This is a genomic window from Actinoplanes rectilineatus (assembly GCF_000962825.1).
GTDB lineage: Bacteria > Actinomycetota > Actinomycetes > Mycobacteriales > Micromonosporaceae > Actinoplanes > Actinoplanes rectilineatus.
Genome location: NZ_JZKF01000026.1, coordinates 15,514 through 30,083, shown reverse-complemented (window position 1 = coordinate 30,083; position 14,570 = coordinate 15,514). Strand labels below are relative to the sequence as shown.

At 70.8% G+C, this 14,570-nt stretch carries 17 protein-coding genes; 10 read left to right on the top strand and 7 right to left on the bottom strand.

Annotated features, from left to right (window positions below; genetic code table 11):
- The first annotated feature begins 27 nt into the window (after window positions 1-27).
- Window positions 28-2,121, top strand: a complete 2,094-nt coding sequence (locus WH85_RS20690) for a 2Fe-2S iron-sulfur cluster-binding protein (protein ID WP_045743577.1) — start codon at window positions 28-30, stop codon at window positions 2,119-2,121.
- Here the strand turns inward: WH85_RS20690 and WH85_RS20685 are convergent.
- Window positions 2,043-2,585 (bottom strand): Pycsar system effector family protein, encoded by a 543-nt coding sequence (locus WH85_RS20685; protein WP_157411118.1) that lies wholly within the window; start codon window positions 2,583-2,585, stop codon window positions 2,043-2,045. The genes WH85_RS20690 and WH85_RS20685 overlap by 79 nt on opposite strands.
- Before the next feature lie 101 nt (window positions 2,586-2,686).
- On the opposite strand from WH85_RS20685, the gene WH85_RS20680 reads away from it, so the two are divergent.
- Window positions 2,687-3,514 (top strand): SCO6745 family protein, encoded by an 828-nt coding sequence (locus WH85_RS20680; protein ID WP_045743575.1) that lies wholly within the window; start codon window positions 2,687-2,689, stop codon window positions 3,512-3,514.
- A 5-nt stretch (window positions 3,515-3,519) separates the two neighbouring features.
- Here the strand turns inward: WH85_RS20680 and WH85_RS20675 are convergent, their stop codons facing one another.
- Together WH85_RS20675 and WH85_RS20670 are read right to left on the bottom strand one after the other, a co-directional pair.
- Complete coding sequence (locus WH85_RS20675; protein WP_045743574.1) at window positions 3,520-4,050, bottom strand: hypothetical protein; 531 nt, start codon at window positions 4,048-4,050, stop codon at window positions 3,520-3,522.
- Between the two features lie 25 nt (window positions 4,051-4,075).
- Window positions 4,076-4,765: an NADPH-dependent F420 reductase gene (locus tag WH85_RS20670; RefSeq protein ID WP_425394657.1), complete on the bottom strand. Its 690-nt coding sequence runs from the start codon at window positions 4,763-4,765 to the stop codon at window positions 4,076-4,078.
- 35 nt (window positions 4,766-4,800) lie between these two features.
- Here WH85_RS20670 and WH85_RS20665 point away from each other — a divergent pair, with 35 nt between their 5' ends.
- Both WH85_RS20665 and WH85_RS20660 read left to right on the top strand, forming a co-directional pair.
- Window positions 4,801-5,163: a winged helix-turn-helix transcriptional regulator gene (locus WH85_RS20665; protein WP_045743572.1), complete on the top strand. Its 363-nt coding sequence runs from the start codon at window positions 4,801-4,803 to the stop codon at window positions 5,161-5,163.
- Window positions 5,164-5,643: 480 nt separating this feature from the next.
- Window positions 5,644-5,952, top strand: a complete 309-nt coding sequence (locus WH85_RS20660) for a cold-shock protein (protein ID WP_045743571.1) — start codon at window positions 5,644-5,646, stop codon at window positions 5,950-5,952.
- Here WH85_RS20660 and WH85_RS20655 read toward each other — a convergent pair whose 3' ends face one another.
- Both WH85_RS20655 and WH85_RS47145 read right to left on the bottom strand, forming a co-directional pair.
- Window positions 5,953-6,369 carry a cytidine deaminase gene (locus WH85_RS20655; protein ID WP_245674027.1) on the bottom strand — a complete coding sequence of 139 codons (417 nt, stop codon included), beginning with the start codon at window positions 6,367-6,369 and terminating at the stop codon, window positions 5,953-5,955.
- Between the two features lie 174 nt (window positions 6,370-6,543).
- The gene (locus WH85_RS47145) at window positions 6,544-8,181 is read right to left on the bottom strand and encodes a serine/threonine protein kinase (RefSeq protein ID WP_245674026.1); all 1,638 of its coding nucleotides are present in this window, start codon (window positions 8,179-8,181) and stop codon (window positions 6,544-6,546) included.
- A 211-nt stretch (window positions 8,182-8,392) separates the two neighbouring features.
- Here WH85_RS47145 and WH85_RS20645 point away from each other — a divergent pair, with 211 nt between their 5' ends.
- Window positions 8,393-9,055 carry a lytic polysaccharide monooxygenase auxiliary activity family 9 protein gene (locus WH85_RS20645; protein ID WP_245674025.1) on the top strand — a complete coding sequence of 221 codons (663 nt, stop codon included), beginning with the start codon at window positions 8,393-8,395 and terminating at the stop codon, window positions 9,053-9,055.
- 73 nt (window positions 9,056-9,128) lie between these two features.
- Window positions 9,129-9,650 (top strand): hypothetical protein, encoded by a 522-nt coding sequence (locus tag WH85_RS20640; RefSeq protein ID WP_045743569.1) that lies wholly within the window; start codon window positions 9,129-9,131, stop codon window positions 9,648-9,650.
- A gap of 10 nt (window positions 9,651-9,660) precedes the next feature.
- Here WH85_RS20640 and WH85_RS20635 read toward each other — a convergent pair whose 3' ends face one another.
- Window positions 9,661-10,122 (bottom strand): SRPBCC domain-containing protein, encoded by a 462-nt coding sequence (locus WH85_RS20635; protein ID WP_045743568.1) that lies wholly within the window; start codon window positions 10,120-10,122, stop codon window positions 9,661-9,663.
- A 100-nt stretch (window positions 10,123-10,222) separates the two neighbouring features.
- Here WH85_RS20635 and WH85_RS20630 point away from each other — a divergent pair, with 100 nt between their 5' ends.
- From WH85_RS20630 to WH85_RS20615, 4 genes are all read left to right on the top strand, one after another.
- Window positions 10,223-10,603, top strand: a complete 381-nt coding sequence (locus tag WH85_RS20630; protein ID WP_045743567.1) for a VOC family protein — start codon at window positions 10,223-10,225, stop codon at window positions 10,601-10,603.
- Window positions 10,604-10,661: 58 nt separating this feature from the next.
- The gene (locus tag WH85_RS20625) at window positions 10,662-11,378 is read left to right on the top strand and encodes a hypothetical protein (RefSeq protein ID WP_045743566.1); all 717 of its coding nucleotides are present in this window, start codon (window positions 10,662-10,664) and stop codon (window positions 11,376-11,378) included.
- 209 nt (window positions 11,379-11,587) lie between these two features.
- Window positions 11,588-12,016, top strand: coding sequence for a DNA-binding protein (locus tag WH85_RS20620; protein WP_245674024.1), 429 nt, complete (start codon window positions 11,588-11,590; stop codon window positions 12,014-12,016).
- Window positions 12,017-12,338: 322 nt separating this feature from the next.
- A complete protein-coding gene (locus tag WH85_RS20615; protein ID WP_045743564.1) occupies window positions 12,339-13,055 on the top strand; it encodes a tyrosine-protein phosphatase in 717 nt (238 codons plus the stop codon).
- A 45-nt stretch (window positions 13,056-13,100) separates the two neighbouring features.
- Here the strand turns inward: WH85_RS20615 and WH85_RS20610 are convergent, their stop codons facing one another.
- A complete protein-coding gene (locus tag WH85_RS20610) occupies window positions 13,101-14,564 on the bottom strand; it encodes a SulP family inorganic anion transporter (RefSeq protein ID WP_045743563.1) in 1,464 nt (487 codons plus the stop codon).
- Between the last annotated feature and the right edge of the window lie 6 nt (window positions 14,565-14,570).

Here is a 14,570-nt window from a genome sequence, read left to right as displayed (position 1 = left end):
AGGTGAGCAACAGCTCAGAATAGTGTCATGAGCTGGGAAAATGCCAACACCGTGCAGACCGTGGAGCGGCTGGAGGCCACCATCGGGCGGCCCGCCGCGATCGTCATGAGGAAGCAGCTCGACCGGCTCGACGACGGCTGCGTGCAGGTGCTGGAGTTCTCCCCGATCGCCGGTCTCGGCTATCTCGATGGTGACGGCAACCGCCGGTCGACGTACGTCGGTGGGGCAGCCGGGTTCGCCCGGGTCCAGTCACCGGAGCGGATCTCCTTCGAAGTGGCGGGGGACGGACCGGTGGTGGGTGCGGGCGTGTCGATGCTGTTCCTGCTGCCCGGGGTCGGGGAGACGCTGCGGCTCAACGGGGTGGCGGCCGGATTCCGCGACGGGCGGCTGACGGTCGACGTCCGGGAGACGTACATCCACTGTGCCCGGGCGGTGCTGCGGTCCCGGCTGTGGCAGCCTGCCGTCGACCGGGAATTCCGGGACGTGCCGGAGATGGGCGGCCCGCTCGGTGACCGGCTGGTCCGGGAGTTCCTGCAGGTCAGCCCGTTCCTGGTGCTGAGCACCGGTGACGACACCAGCCCGCGCGGCGACCAGCCCGGCTTCGTGCGGGTGCTCGACGGGCACACCCTGATCATCCCGGACCGCCGCGGCAACCAGCGGGCCGACACCTTCCACAACCTGCTCGACGACGACCGGATCTCCTTCGCCGCGTTGCGCCCGGGCAGCGCCGACGTCCTGCACGTGCACGGCACCGCCACGATCACCGTCGATCCGGAACTGCTGGACACGATGCGACTGCGGGACGTCGCACCGCAGGCGGCGCTGCTTTTTCGCGTACACGATGCGTCGCTGCGCAAGAACGCGGCCGTGACCGGGTCGCGGTTGTGGCGGGCCGCGCAGCGAGCTGATCCGTCGCGGACACCGAACATGGTGACGATCGGCGCCCGGCATGCCACCGGCGGCGCCGACCGGATCGCCGGGATCCCCGCAGGCGTGCTGTTGCGGCCGGTCACCGCGTTGTCCGGGGTGTTGCGCCGGGTGATGGACCTCTCCTACCGCAAGGCGCTGGCCGACGAGGGCTATGCGGCATCGGACAAGCCGGTGAGCGGGACACGGCGGATGCGGGTCGTGCGGGTGCGCCGGGAGACACCGGACGCGGTCACCGTCGTGCTGCGCGACACCGCGTCACGCCGGCCGATCGACTTCCGGCCCGGACAGTTCTTCACCCTGGTCACCGAGGTGGACGGTCGTCCGGTCCGGCGCGCCTACTCGGCGTCGTCGGCGCCCGGCTCACGAAACCTGGAGGTCACCGTCAAACGGGTTCCCGGCGGGCTGTTCTCCACCCACGCGAGCCAGAGCATCCGCCCCGGAGATCACTTCGAGGTCAAGGGACCATCGGGTACGTTCCACAGCGGTCCCGACGCCACCGATCTCGTCATGATCGCCGCGGGCAGCGGGGTCACCCCGATGATGAGCATGATCCGCGGCGGCGCGCCCGGGCGGATGGCCCTTCTCTACGGCAACCGGGACGAGGGCGGCACACTGTTCGCCGCGGAACTGGCCCGCCTGACCCGCAAGCGCCGCGGTCGCCTGTCGGTGACGCACCGGCTGACCCGGCCCGCACCCGGCTGGACCGGCGACCGGGGACGCCTCGACGGGCCGGCCATCACCGCCTGGCTGGACGCGATCGCCCCCGCCGAGTCGGCGCAATACCTCGTGTGCGGCCCGGACGGGGTGCTCGAGGCGGCGCGGGCCGTGCTCACCGCGCGGGGCGTGCCGGCGCAGCGGATCCATGTGGAGAGTTACGCCAGCGCGCTCGACGGGGACGTCCCGGCGACCGGACCACACCCGATGACCGTCGAACAGGACGGCGAACCGGTCACCACGGTCGTCGTCGACCCCGGAACGACCCTGCTCGACGCGGGCCTGGCCGCCGGGGTGACGATGCCCTACTCGTGCACGGTCGGCAACTGCGGCGAGTGCCTGGTGAAGTTGCGTTCCGGCACGGTGGTGACGAGCGAGCCGAACTGTCTGACGCCCCGTCAGCGGGAGGCCGGGCTGGTGCCGTCCTGCGTCACCCGTCCCACCTCGCCGGTCACCGTCGACGTCACCGAGTGGTGAAGGCGATCCAGGCCGTCGGGGATCTGGGCGACGGTCAACATGCCCACGGCCACCAGCATGAGCTGGACGGCGGTCACGATCAGGCGGTGCTTGCGCCACACCCGGCGGGCCAGCAGCCACTGGAGTTCGGCCTCACGTCGCTGCCGCGCCTCCGGCGACTCGTGGGTCGTCATGGCCAGCACCTCGTCGACGTCCTCGGCGTCCTTCAGCCGCGACCACGACGTGCCGCCCAGTCCGCTGCCCGGTCCGATGTTCGACCGCAGCGCCCAGATCAGGATGCCGATCGCGACGTAGGTCAACGCGACCGCGGCGGTGCCGAGGAGGACGGCCCAGTCGTGTGCGGGGAAGTTCGCCATCGTCAAGCCGACCAGCCCGACCCCGACACCCGTCAGGATCATCGCCTTGTTGTCGCCGCGGGCGTCGGACGCCCGCATGTCCGAGTCGCTGTCTGACCCCTTCTTCATGATCACAACGCTAGGCGCCTATGCCGGTGCCGGGGTGATTCCTCACCCGGCCGGGGGAGTGTCGCGGCTGCCCACCGCCGTGCCGGGCGATGATGGCGGCCATGCCCACCACCGCGCGCCGGATGTACGAGCTGCTCGAACCGATCTGCCTGGTCACCTTCTTCGCCGACGAGTGCAATGCGGAACTGGCCGCCCTCGGCCACCGCACCTACTGGGACGGCTACTTCGCCAGCCGGGCCGCCCCGCTGGGCCGGGTGCCGGCCGAGGTGGTGCACGCGGCGTTCTACAGCTTCGCCGACGGGGAGGCCGCCCGGCACATCCCGAGCGCCTGGGAGACGATCCCGCCCGAGGAGTCCGTCGCGGCGCGGCAACGGGGCAGCGCGAACTCGCTGCGCCGGATCCTCGGCGCCGAACTCGCCGGCTCACCAGGCCTGTCCCGGGCCGCCGACCTGACCACCCGGGCCGCGACCGGCGCGCCCACCGCGGGCCGGATGATGTACGCGGGCATGCGCACCCTCCCGATCCCCGCCGACCCGGTGGCCCGCCTGTGGCACGCGGCGACCATGCTGCGCGAACACCGCGCCGACGGGCACATCGCGGCGCTCGTCGGCGCGCGGATCGGCGGCACCGAGGCACACGTGCTCAGCGCGCTGGCCATGGGCATCCACCCGCCGGAGACGTTCGGGCGCATCCACCACCTGCCGAAGAAGCGCCTGGCCGCGGTGCTGGACGGCCTGCGCACCCGCGGTCTCGTCGACGCGGACGGCCGGTTCACCGACGCCGGCCGCGCCACCCGGCAGGCGATCGAGGCGTCCACCGACGAGCTGGCCGAGGCGCCCTACGAGACCCTCACCCCCGCCGAGCTCGACGAACTGATCACCCTCCTGCAGCCGATCACCGCGAAGCTGGTCGCCGCCGGATCCCGCTGAGCGGCTCACAGGGCCGGCAGCGGCTCCCCGGGACGGGGCGACCGGCGCTCGATCAACCAGAACAGGTAGATCCGGAGATCCTCCCGCAGCGACCCGTCGAGATAGGAGGCGAAGTCGGCCAGCCCGTCCGCGGCCTCCCGCTCGTCCGCACGCTCACCGTCGGTCCACTGCCGGCGCAATCCCTCGACGTGCTCGACGGCCCGGTCGCGGTCCTGCCACCACGCGCGGACGGTCTCCGGCGTCCACCGGTCGTCGCCGTCGCAGCCGTACCCGCCAAAGGGATCATCCCCGGCTGCGGCGACGACCGCAGCCACCTCGGCCGTCGTTCGTGGCTGCCGGAACACGAACTCGGTGAAGTGTTCGCCGCCGTAGAGAACGTGGCCGGGCGCGTACAGCCGGCCGGTCCAGCCGTTGTCGGTCTCGCCGGTCCAGAACGGCCCGGGAACGTTGAGCCACAGGAGATCCTCCCAACGGCCCCGGAAGTCTTCACGCTGTTCGGGCGTCAGGGCGCCCGTCGGATCCCAGTACAACGACACGCCTAATCATCACCGGCCTGCGCTGTCAGGCCTCGGCGGGGGAGGGGAACGCCGCCCGCGGCTGGGCGCCGCTGAACCACAGGCCGATCGCCACCGCCGACGCCGCCTCCAGGTAACCGGCCCGGGCCAGCCCGCCGCACGCGGCCGGGGTGCAGCCCAGCGACGTGATCAGCGATTCGGTCACGGCCGCGGCCCCGGCATGGTCGGTGCAGTAGGGGACGGCCAGCGGCACACCCTCGAACACCAGCGGCCGCAAGGTCCAGATGCTGGCATGACAGAGATGGAAAGCCTTCACGGTGTACGCCTCCGTCGCGCTCGCCGCCACCGCGGCGGCCCCGCCCGCACCGAGCATGAGGCCGTCGGGTGTGTGCTCGAGCGGATTGGTGCAGTCGATCAGGGTGCGCCCGGCCACCTCCCCGGCGAGACCGTGCACCAGCGCCGGCGCCTCGCCTGCGGGCACCGCGAGCAGGATCGCCTCACCGTGAACGGCGGCGTCCCGGAGACTCCCGTGCCCGGTGGCGCCGATCCGTTCGGCGGTCCGCGCCGCCCGCCGCTCGTCCCGGCCACCGATCACCACGTCGTGGCCGGCCGCGACCCAGGCGCCGCCCAGGTTGGCGGCCATCGTCCCCGTACCCCAAATGCCGATCTTCATGTTTTGTGTCCCCTTGATGCTGCAACGGTTGTGCGGGGAAACGGTAGGCAGGCCGATACGCACCGAACGGTGTGCGTGGGGTCGGGCAGGATGGTCCGATGAGATCCGGATTCACGGCCGACTGCCAGGCCCGGGTGGCGTTCGAGGTGCTGGCCAACCGCTGGGACAGCGTCGTCGTGCTGACGATCGACGCACACGGCCCGGCCCGCCCGGCGACGCTGCTCACCCGGATCGGCGGCATCAGCCCGAAGTCCCTCAACGACGCGCTGCGCCGCCTGGAACGCAACGGGCTGGTGGAGCGGCGCGCCTACCGGGAGGCGCCGCCGCGGGTCGACTATGCGCTGACGGAGGCCGGCGCGGCCCTGCTGGAACCGATGCAGGCGATGGGCGACTGGGCCACCCGCTACGCCGACGTGGTCACCGACGCGCAGGCCCGCTTCGCGGAGCCCAGCCGTCCCTGAGCACTTGCTCGCCCGCCCCCGCTCGCCCGCCCGCGCCTCGTTGGCGATCTTGGTGCGACGGCCACCTCATGCGGTGGTCTCCGCACCAAAATCGCCGAGTCGCCGAGTCGCCGAGTCGCGGTCAGGATGCGAAGCCCGTCCGCGTGGTGATTACGGGCGCGCTGGACGCCCCAATTCACCACACCCGTGGCGGTGTGGTGATTACGGGCGCGCTGGACGCCCCAATTCACCACACCCCTGGTGGTGTGGTGATTACGGGCGCGCTGGACGCCCCAAATCACCACGCTGTTGTGGGTGTGGTGAGTTCGGGTGTGCTGGACGCCCCAAATCACCACGCTGTTGTGGGTGTGGTGAGTTCGGGTGTGCTGGGCGCCCGAAGTCACCACGCTGGCCCCGACGACTGAACGTGTCCAGTGGCAAGCGGCTGGCGTCGGCTGATGGACCCGGTCTGCCGCGGCGGGGTGAGGGATGATGTCGGGGATGGCGGTTCGGGGGACGGTGCGGTTGTGGGACGCGGACGAGGGCTGGGGAGTCGTCGACTCGCCGGAGACGCCGGGCGGCTGCTGGGCGGGTTTCAGCGCGGTGGCGGTCGCCGGGTACGCCGCCCTCGACGCCGGTGACCAGGTGATGCTGGAGTGGGAGGCGGCGCGCCAGGACGGTTGGGCGTTCCGCGCGACCCGGCTGTGGCGGCACGGAACGGAACCCGTCGAGCGGACCCGGTCTGCGGGTGGCGGCGCCTACCGCAGCACGCTCACGCTGACGTTCGACCCGCCCGACGACCCGGACTGATCAGTGGCTGTCCTGGTAGGCGCGTAGCGTACGCGGCCCGAACGCGTCCGGCAGGACCTCGTCGATGGTCTTGATGCCGGTCAGGGTCTCCAGGAGCATGCCTTCGGCCGAGTGTTCGTAGAGCAGCTGACGGCACCGCCCGCACGGCATCAGCGTGTTGCCGTCGCCGTCCACGCAGACGAACGCGGTCAGGCTGCCGCCGCCGGTCATGATGAGGTCGGTGACCAGGGAGCATTCGGCGCACAGGCCGAGACCGTACGACGCGTTCTCGACGTTCGCGCCGGTGACCACCCGTCCGTCGTCGACCAGGGCGGCCACCCCGACCGGGAACTTCGAATACGGCGCGTAGGCCTTGGCCATCGCCTCGCGGGCGCGAGTGCGCAGCATCTGCCAGTCTTCAGGGGAAATGTCGGTCACCGTGGATCTCCTTCGTTGTGCCCCATCACTGTACGTGGCCCCACGGCACGCCTGGTGGACGCCGCCGATCACGGGTGGAGTCTCCGGTCGACGGTCAGCCCGCGATCGGCATGTCGATGGCACGATGCCGCACGGGAACAGATACCTGGCGGCGTGACGTCGCTGTGGACGCCGTCACCACTCGGACTTCTTCACCAGGGCCCACTCGTGGTCGTCGCCGGAGGTGCAGGTGGTCAGGGTCAGGCGGGCGCCCTGGCCGCCGTCCCCCACGCCGGACACGTCCAGGCACAGGCCGGAGGAGGCGTTGACCAGGCGGTAGTAGTCCCAGCCCCGGGACGTCAGCTGCTTCTCCAGGCGGTAGTCCTGGTTGTCGTCGGCGAAGCACTGCACCTCGCTGACGTCGGTGCCGGCGTCGACCGCCTCCGCGCCCGGCACGTCCAGGCACATGTCGTCGTCGGTGTTGCGGATCCAGTAGAGCTGGTTGCCGTCTTCGTCCTCGCCGTTCGGGACGAAGAGGAACTCCTGGTTGTCTTCGGTCAGCTTCTTGCAGAGGTCCTGCAGCACGGGACCGTTCGGTTGGCCGGGGCCCTCGCCGGGGATGTCGACGCACAGGCCGGTGGCCATGTTGTGCACGAAGTACGGCCCGTAGTCCGCGGTGCCCTCGGCGACGTCGACCGCGTTGATCGGCGGCTGGTCGCGTTCCTCCACCGTGGGCGTCGGGGAGGGTGTCGTCGGCGAGGCGACGGGTTCTGCGGAGGAGGATGACGACGAGGTGGCGGCGATGACCCCGCCGACCGCCGCGGCCGCCAGCACCACGGCGGCCACCGCGCCGAGCACCAGGCGCCGCCGCTGGGGACGGGGTGACGCCGGGTCACCCAGGAGCCGCGTCGGATGCTCCAGGGAGGAGAAAGCCGAGGTGAAAGAGGAGCCGGAGGTGGAAGAGGGGCCGGACGCGGGCGCTGCCGCCGCCGGACGGCCGTTGAGCAGCCGCGCCAGTAACTGCTCCGCCGTCGGCCGCCGTCGCGGGTCGGTGGCCAGCGCCTCCTCGACCAGTTGCCGCAGCGGACCGTCCGGCATGCCGTCCAGCCGCGGCTTGCCGTTGATGATCTGTGCCATGGTGGCCATCGGGGTGCCGCCGTCGAACGGCGGGTTCCCGGTCCCGGCGAAGGCGATCACGCAGCCCCAGGCGAAGATGTCGGCCGCCGGTGTCAGGGGAGTGGCGGGCTCGTCGAACCGTTCCGGCGCCATGTAGCTGACCGTGCCCATGTAGACGCCGGTGCGGGTGAGCCGGCTCTGGGTGTCCTCCAGCGCTCGCGCGATGCCGAAGTCGATCACCTTGGGGCTGCCCGGCGCGAGCAGGACGTTTCCCGGTTTCAGGTCGCGGTGGATGACTCCGGCGCCGTGGATCGCGGCCAGTGCGGTGGCCACCCCGATCGCGACGCCGTGCAGGTTGGACGGGGACAGCGGGCCCTTCGAGCGGACCTCGTGGCCCAGTGTCGGCCCGTCCACGTATTCGACGACGAGGTAGGGGCGGTAGGCGTCCGGGTCGGCGTCGAGGACTTCGGCGGTGCAGAACGGCGGCACCTGCCGGGCTCGGGCCACCTCGTCGCGGAACCGGCTGCGGAACTCGGGGTCGTCGGCGACCGCGGCGTGTACGACCTTGACGGCGACGAGCCGGCCGTTGGTGCCGCGTGCGAGGTAGACGACGCCCATCCCGCCGGCTCCGAGTCGGCCGACCACCTCGTAGTCGCCGAGGAAGCGGGGGTCGTCCGGTTGCAGCGGGCCGTGTCCGGGCCTGCCTTGCTCGATCACATTCAGCTCCATGGCCGCGGGGGACGCCCAGAGTACCGAAAGAGATCAAAATCCCCTTATCGGGTACGAGGTGAAGCACGCCCGTGGCGCGGAGGGGCCGTCGCGACTTTAGGCATAGATCTGGGTTGATATTCGGACAGTGGGGTGGAATCCTACCTGGGAGCGCTCCCAATCCCCGTATCCCCCGAAACCCCCTCTGGGAGGTCGAACCGTGCGTCCTCACACGTCTCGTCGCTCAGCTCTTCCGCGTACCCTCAAAATCCTGGTCCTGCTCGTGGCGCTCGTGGTGGGCACCCTGCAGTCGGCGGGCGCCGCGCAGGCCCACGGCACCATCGTCAACCCGGCCAGCCGCGCCTATCAGTGCTGGCAGGACTGGGGCACCCACCACACCGACCCGCTCATGCAGACGCAGGACCCGACGTGCTACCAGGCGTTCCAGGCCAACCCCGACACCATGTGGAACTGGATGAGCGCCCTGCGCGACGGCCTCGGTGGACAGTTCCAGGCACAGACCCCGGACGGGACCCTGTGCAGCAACAACCTGTCCCGCAACGCCAGCCTCAACAAGGCCGGCAACTGGAAGTCCACCACGGTGACCAGCAACTTCACCGTCAACCTGTACGACCAGGCCAGCCACGGCGCCGACTACTTCAAGGTCTACGTCAGCAAGCAGGGGTTCGACCCGACCACCCAGACCCTCGGCTGGGGCAACCTCGACTTCATCACGCAGACCGGCAAGTACGCGCCGGCCAACAACATCTCGTTCCCGATCACCACCTCCGGCTACACCGGCCACCACGTCCTGTTCGTCATCTGGCAGGCCTCGCACCTGGACCAGGCCTACATGTGGTGCAGCGACGTGACCTTCGCCTGACCGGCGTCACCGGTCCGGGACGTCCCACCGGCGTCCCGGACCGGATGTTCTCTCCTCGGGCAGGGGTGATGTCATGCGGTGGCGTTATCTGTGGGCGGCACTGGTCCTGCTGGTCGTCGCGGCGGGCACGGTCGTCCTGACCCGGGCCGGCGGCACACCCGACCTGGACGAGCTGTTGACCGCCCGGATGCGGGACACGCTCGAACAGTCGAGTCCCGACCAGCATCAGCACGCCGGTTACCAGGCCGGATCCGCGCCGGTGATCTGCGGCGTCCGCGTCTACGGCTACGAGCCGTCCGGGGCGGCCGGCGTCGCCGAGGTTCGCACGGTCTACGGCTTCCACCTCTGCGGCGTCGCCGAGCCGAACAGCCCGTGGGACATCGCGGTCAAACTGGCCGGCCCGGTCATCCTCGACATGTCCACCGACCCCACCGGGATCCAGGTGGTCGAGGCGACCGAGCAGATCCGGTACGCCGACCGGCTCCGGCAGATGTTCCCGCCGAAGTACGCCGAGGTGGCCCGGACCGAGGCGCTGACCGAGACGGAGATGGCCGACCTGCGCCGCCGCTACGACACCGCGGCCGGCCTGTCCTGAATCCCGTTCTTCAGTCCTCGAGATGCGCGGCGAGGTTCGCCAGCGAGGAGTTCATGCCGGCGGCGTGATCGGCGGCGGAGACGCCGGCCGGAACGTCGTCGGCCCGGATGTCCACCCGGGTGCCGTCCGGCACCGCGGTGACCTCCCACGTCATCGTCATGGTGCCGGCCTGGTCCGGGTCGTCCGAGACGAAGTCGACCGCCTGCACCACCCGCACACCGTCGACGACGTCCACGAACCGGGCCTCGACGACGTCCGAGTCCGCGGTGGTCTTGCCCGGCGCGGCCGAGGCGTCGGCGTAGGTGAGCACCAGCCGGTACGACCCGCCGGGCCGCAGGTCGAACCGCTCGAACCGGCCGCTCATCCCCTCCGGCGGCAGCCACCTGGTCAGCGCCGCGGGGTCGACGAGGGCCGCATAGACCCGGTCGAGCGGTGCCACGATCGTCCGGGAAGCCGTATCCGTCCGAGCCATGCCGCGATCCTAATGCGCCACGCTGCCCTGAGGCGCCCTTGCTCGGGTACGCGCTGCGCTGGTCCCGCTGCGACGGGTGATCGCGGCGTATCGTGGCGGCGTGGCAGCGCGTATCACCGAACTCGTCCTGGACGCCCGCGATCCGGAGCTGCTGGCCCGGTTCTGGTGCGAGGTGCTGGGCTATGTGGAACTCGGCCGGGACGGCGACGACATCGAGATCGGCCCGCCCGGTGCCGGGTTCGGCGGGCCGCAGCCGACGATCGTGCTCAGCCGCACGGACGAGCCCAGGACCGGCAAGCTGCGCCTGCACTTCGACGTGAACGCCACCGACCGCGATCAGGCCGAGGAGCTGGACCGGTTGCTCGCGGCCGGCGCCCGCCCCGCCGACGTCGGGCAGACCGGCGACGAGACGTGGCACGTGCTCGCCGACCCGGAGGGCAACGAGTTCTGCCTGTTGCGGCGGCGCGTACCCGAGATATAACAAGATCGTCTATGGTCTGGTCCCGGCCGGCGGAGCCGTGGAGAGGGGCCGGACGACAGTGGCGGAAAGCGAGCGGTTCGCGCGCGCGGTGGCGGTGGTCCTCGGTGCGGTGGTGTTCGGGATCATCGGCGCGACCGCGGGTTCGTGGATCGGCAGCCTCAACCCGGGGCCCCTGCCGGACAACGTGGAGGCACTGCGGATGGCCGCGGACATCGTGCCGGGTGTCGTCCCGGCCGGTGAGCTCGACCGGCGCGACTACGTCTACGGTTCGCGGCTGGGCGACGAGGAGTCCGGCCAGGGGTACGTCGAGATCCTGTACGCCTCCGAGGACGACGAGGCCACCCTCGACGAAGCCCGCGACTGCAGCCTGGACGGGCTCGCCCGGGACAGCGCGGAACGGCACGGCTGGGCGGGTTTCGCCGAGATCACCGGGTACACCTGTGCGAGCTGGCGCGCGCAGAAGGACGACCTGGTCGTGGTCTACGTCAACTACGGGCTCGGGCCGGAGCTGACGTTCTACCGCGCCACCATCGGGCCGACCGCCGGAGCGCTGATCGGCGCCCTGTTCGGCGCGTTGGCCGGAGCGGCGGCCGGACACGCCTGGCGCCGCCACCCGGTGCCGCTGATCGTCGTCCTCACCCCACCGGCGCTCGTCCTCGTTCCCTTCACGGTCCTCATCCTGGCGGCTCTCCTCTCCGGCGACCCCGAGGAGCCGTTCCCGCCGTTCTGGACCCTGGGGCCCACGTTGGCCAGAGCGTTCTTCTTCTATTGGTGACCGGCCGTTCTGGTGGTGACCTGACATGCCGGTCTTCGACGCCCGACGGGTCGTCGCGAAGGTGCAAAGACACGTCCTGTTGATCGGGATCGGTCTGCTCATCCTCATCGAAGGGGCCCGACCGCTTTGCCGTGCTTCACATCAAGGTCAGCGATTCTTTTTTCAACAGATAGTTGAAAACGTGGCGTTGATAAGTCATGCTTCAACGCGTGTCCGACCTCTTTGCTCGACCTGACTCTGCGGCGCAGCGCGCGTCGCGCACCTACCGATCCCTGACGCATCTGATCGACCGGCACGCCGACAGTCCCGCCCGCCGATCACGGCAGGCGCATCCCACCATGCCCGCTCCACATGAGGTGATTCGACTCGTAGCGGGACTTGCCAGCGGCTCGATCATCCCGGAGCCGGGTGAGCAGGATGTAGATCACGACGACGTCGTCGCGGCGCTGACCCTGCTGCCCAGCGTCCGGGCCGACCTTGACTCCACCGAGCTGGCCCTGCTGAGGATTGCCCGGAGCAGAGGCATGACGTGGCAGGACATCGCCTTCGGCCTGGGACTCAATACACCGCAGGCGGCCAAGCAGAGGTACGAACGCCTGGAGACACGTTCCGAAGACACCGGACGTACCGAAACGTGATCCTGCCCGCGGTCTCCAGCACCCACCGATAAGGAGAGTGCGCGACGACGGACTATCCCGAGGCTGCCGTCGCACGTCGTGCGCTGTTGGCTGCCGCCGCTGGACACCTTTCGCCATCAGGGTCTGCCTGCGTGGTGACTTCAGCCCGCCCATCCCGCCCGTATTCACCACGCCCCCACGGGTGTGTTGATTTGGGGCGTGCAGCGCGCCCGTATTCACCACACCCCGCATGGGTGTGTGGACTTCGGGCGTCCAGCGCGCCCCAAATCAACACACGGATGGGGTTCGCACCCTGACCACGAAACGTGTCTAGGGTCGGTGCATGAACGTCGATCGACATCTCGACTGGGCGGGCTGCTACAACGCCCGTGACCTGGGCGGACTCCCCACCTCGGACGGCCGGGCCACGCGGTGGGGCGCGGTGGTGCGCACGGACAGCCTGGATCGGCTGACGCCGCAGGGATGGCTTCAGCTGTACGCGCACGGCATCCGCACCGTGGTCGACCTGCGGGAGGACGACGAGCGTGCCGAGGCGGTGTCCCGTCCGGAAGGGATCACCGTGGTCCCGGTGCCGCTGGATGACAACGACGACACGGCGTTCTGGTACCGCTGGATCGACGAGGACATCGACGGCACGCCGCTCATCTACCGGCCGTTCCTGGAGCACAAGGCGCAGCGGTGTGTGGCCGCGGTCCGCGCCGTGGCCCGGGCCGGCCCCGGCGGCGTGGTGATCCACTGCGGGATCGGCCGGGACCGGACCGGGTTGGTCGCCCTGCTCCTGCTGGCGCTGGCCGGGGTGGAGCCGGGTGCGATCGTCGAGGACTATGCGGCGAGCGGGGAACGGCTGCGGGCCTATTTCGCGCATCCGACGGTGGCTGATCCGGTGGCGGACCGGCTGGCCGAGCGGGGCACCACGATCGCGGCGGTCCTGCACGACCTGCTCGCCGGACTCGACGCGCAGGTCGTGCTGGTCGCGGCCGGCCTGTCACCGGAGGACGTGACCGCCGTGCGGACTCGACTGATCCAGGAGGCCGGCTGACCACGGCGGCGTGCTTTTACGCGTACGAGAGAAGGAGAGTGACCGTCAGGCCGGAGAAGGTGTGCCCGGTGGTTGTTCGCAGCGGTTGCCGTGCTGTTCCAACCAGCCGGTGACCGCGCTGCGGCAGGCGTGGTCGAGGCGGCTCGCGGTCAGATCCAGCAGGACGGGCCGGTCCGCCGGGACCGCCTCCAGCGCGTCGAGCAGCACCGGGAGCCGCAGGAACGTGGCGGTTCCGGCGACACGCACCCGGACCGGGCCGCTGCCGGTGTCGTGGGTGACGACCGACAGCATCGAAGACTGCCACGCCGTTTTGGTGATCGCCAGGAGCAGGCCGGCGAGGACACCTTCGAAGAGGCTGAACAGCACGACCGTGCCGGCGGTGGACATCAGGATCACCGCTTCGCCGCGGTGCTCGCGCCACAGGCCGGGCAGGAAACCGACCGGCATGAGTTTTCCGCCGGAGTGGACCAGGACCGCCGCCAGCGCAGCCACCGGGAGCTGGGCGAGGACGGCCGGCAGCAGTGCGGCGAACAGCAGCAGCCAGGCGCCGTGCATCACGCGGGATGCTCGGGTACGCGCCCCGGCCTGCACGTTGGCGGCACTACGGACGATCACCGCGGCCATCGGCAGCGCGCCGAGCAGACCGCACACCGCGTTCCCGGCGCCCTGGGCGATGAGTTCCCGGTCGTAGTCGGTACGCGGACCGTTGTGCAACCGGTCGACGGCCGCGGCGCTGAACAGGCTCTCCGCCGAGGCGATCAGGGTGAACGCGACCACCGTCCCGGCGAATCCGGTGGTGCCGAGCACGGCGATCGAGCCGCTGCCGAGGGGCTGGACGGCGTCCAGCAGGCCGCGGATCTCGATGCGGGCGACGGGCAGGTCGCCGATCCTGGTGGCCAGGGTCGCGGCGGCGACCGCTGCCAGCGGGCCGGGGACCGACCTGATCCGCGACGGCAGGTGCCGCCAGGCGAGAAGCAGCAGGAGCGTTCCGGCGCCGACCGCGAACGTGGCCGGGGCGGTGGGCGACGCGGCGATCCGGGCCGGGAGCACGGCCAACCCCCGGATCTTGTCCCAGCCGCTGGTGGGCGCGGTCAGACCGGCCATCGCGTACGCCTGACCGGCGATGATGATCAGGCCGATGCCGGTGAGCGTGCCCTCGACGACGGCCACCGACGTCGCCCGGAACCAGCGGCCCAGACGGGCGACGCCGAGGGCGGCCTGCACCAGACCGGTGGCCAGCACGATCGTGCCGAGAGCGGGCAGCCCGTAGGTGCCGACGGCCTCGGCGACCAGCACGGCCAGTCCGGCGGTCGGGCCGGAGACCTGCAGGGTGCTGCCCGGCAGGACGCCGACGACGAGACCGCCGACGATTCCGGTGACCAGGCCGAGTTCGGCGGGGACGCCGGAGGCCACGGCGACGCCGACACACAGCGGCAGCGCGACCAGGAAGACGACGAGGGAGGCGGTGAGGTCGGCACGGGGTGGTGCGGGGAGACCGAAAATGCGCATGGTGGA

Excerpts from the sequence above, each read along its gene's own strand:
- WH85_RS20690 (WP_045743577.1), top strand. The coding sequence starts at position 28 with ATGAGCTGGGAAAATGCCAACACCGTGCAGACCGTGGAGCGGCTGGAG.
- WH85_RS20685 (WP_157411118.1), bottom strand. The coding sequence starts at position 2,585 with ATGAAGAAGGGGTCAGACAGCGACTCGGACATGCGGGCGTCCGACGCC.
- WH85_RS20680 (WP_045743575.1), top strand. The coding sequence starts at position 2,687 with ATGCCCACCACCGCGCGCCGGATGTACGAGCTGCTCGAACCGATCTGC.
- WH85_RS20665 (WP_045743572.1), top strand. The coding sequence starts at position 4,801 with ATGAGATCCGGATTCACGGCCGACTGCCAGGCCCGGGTGGCGTTCGAG.
- WH85_RS20660 (WP_045743571.1), top strand. The coding sequence starts at position 5,644 with ATGGCGGTTCGGGGGACGGTGCGGTTGTGGGACGCGGACGAGGGCTGG.
- WH85_RS20640 (WP_045743569.1), top strand. The coding sequence starts at position 9,129 with ATGCGGTGGCGTTATCTGTGGGCGGCACTGGTCCTGCTGGTCGTCGCG.
- WH85_RS20635 (WP_045743568.1), bottom strand. The coding sequence starts at position 10,122 with ATGGCTCGGACGGATACGGCTTCCCGGACGATCGTGGCACCGCTCGAC.
- WH85_RS20615 (WP_045743564.1), top strand. The coding sequence starts at position 12,339 with ATGAACGTCGATCGACATCTCGACTGGGCGGGCTGCTACAACGCCCGT.
- WH85_RS20610 (WP_045743563.1), bottom strand. The coding sequence starts at position 14,564 with ATGCGCATTTTCGGTCTCCCCGCACCACCCCGTGCCGACCTCACCGCC.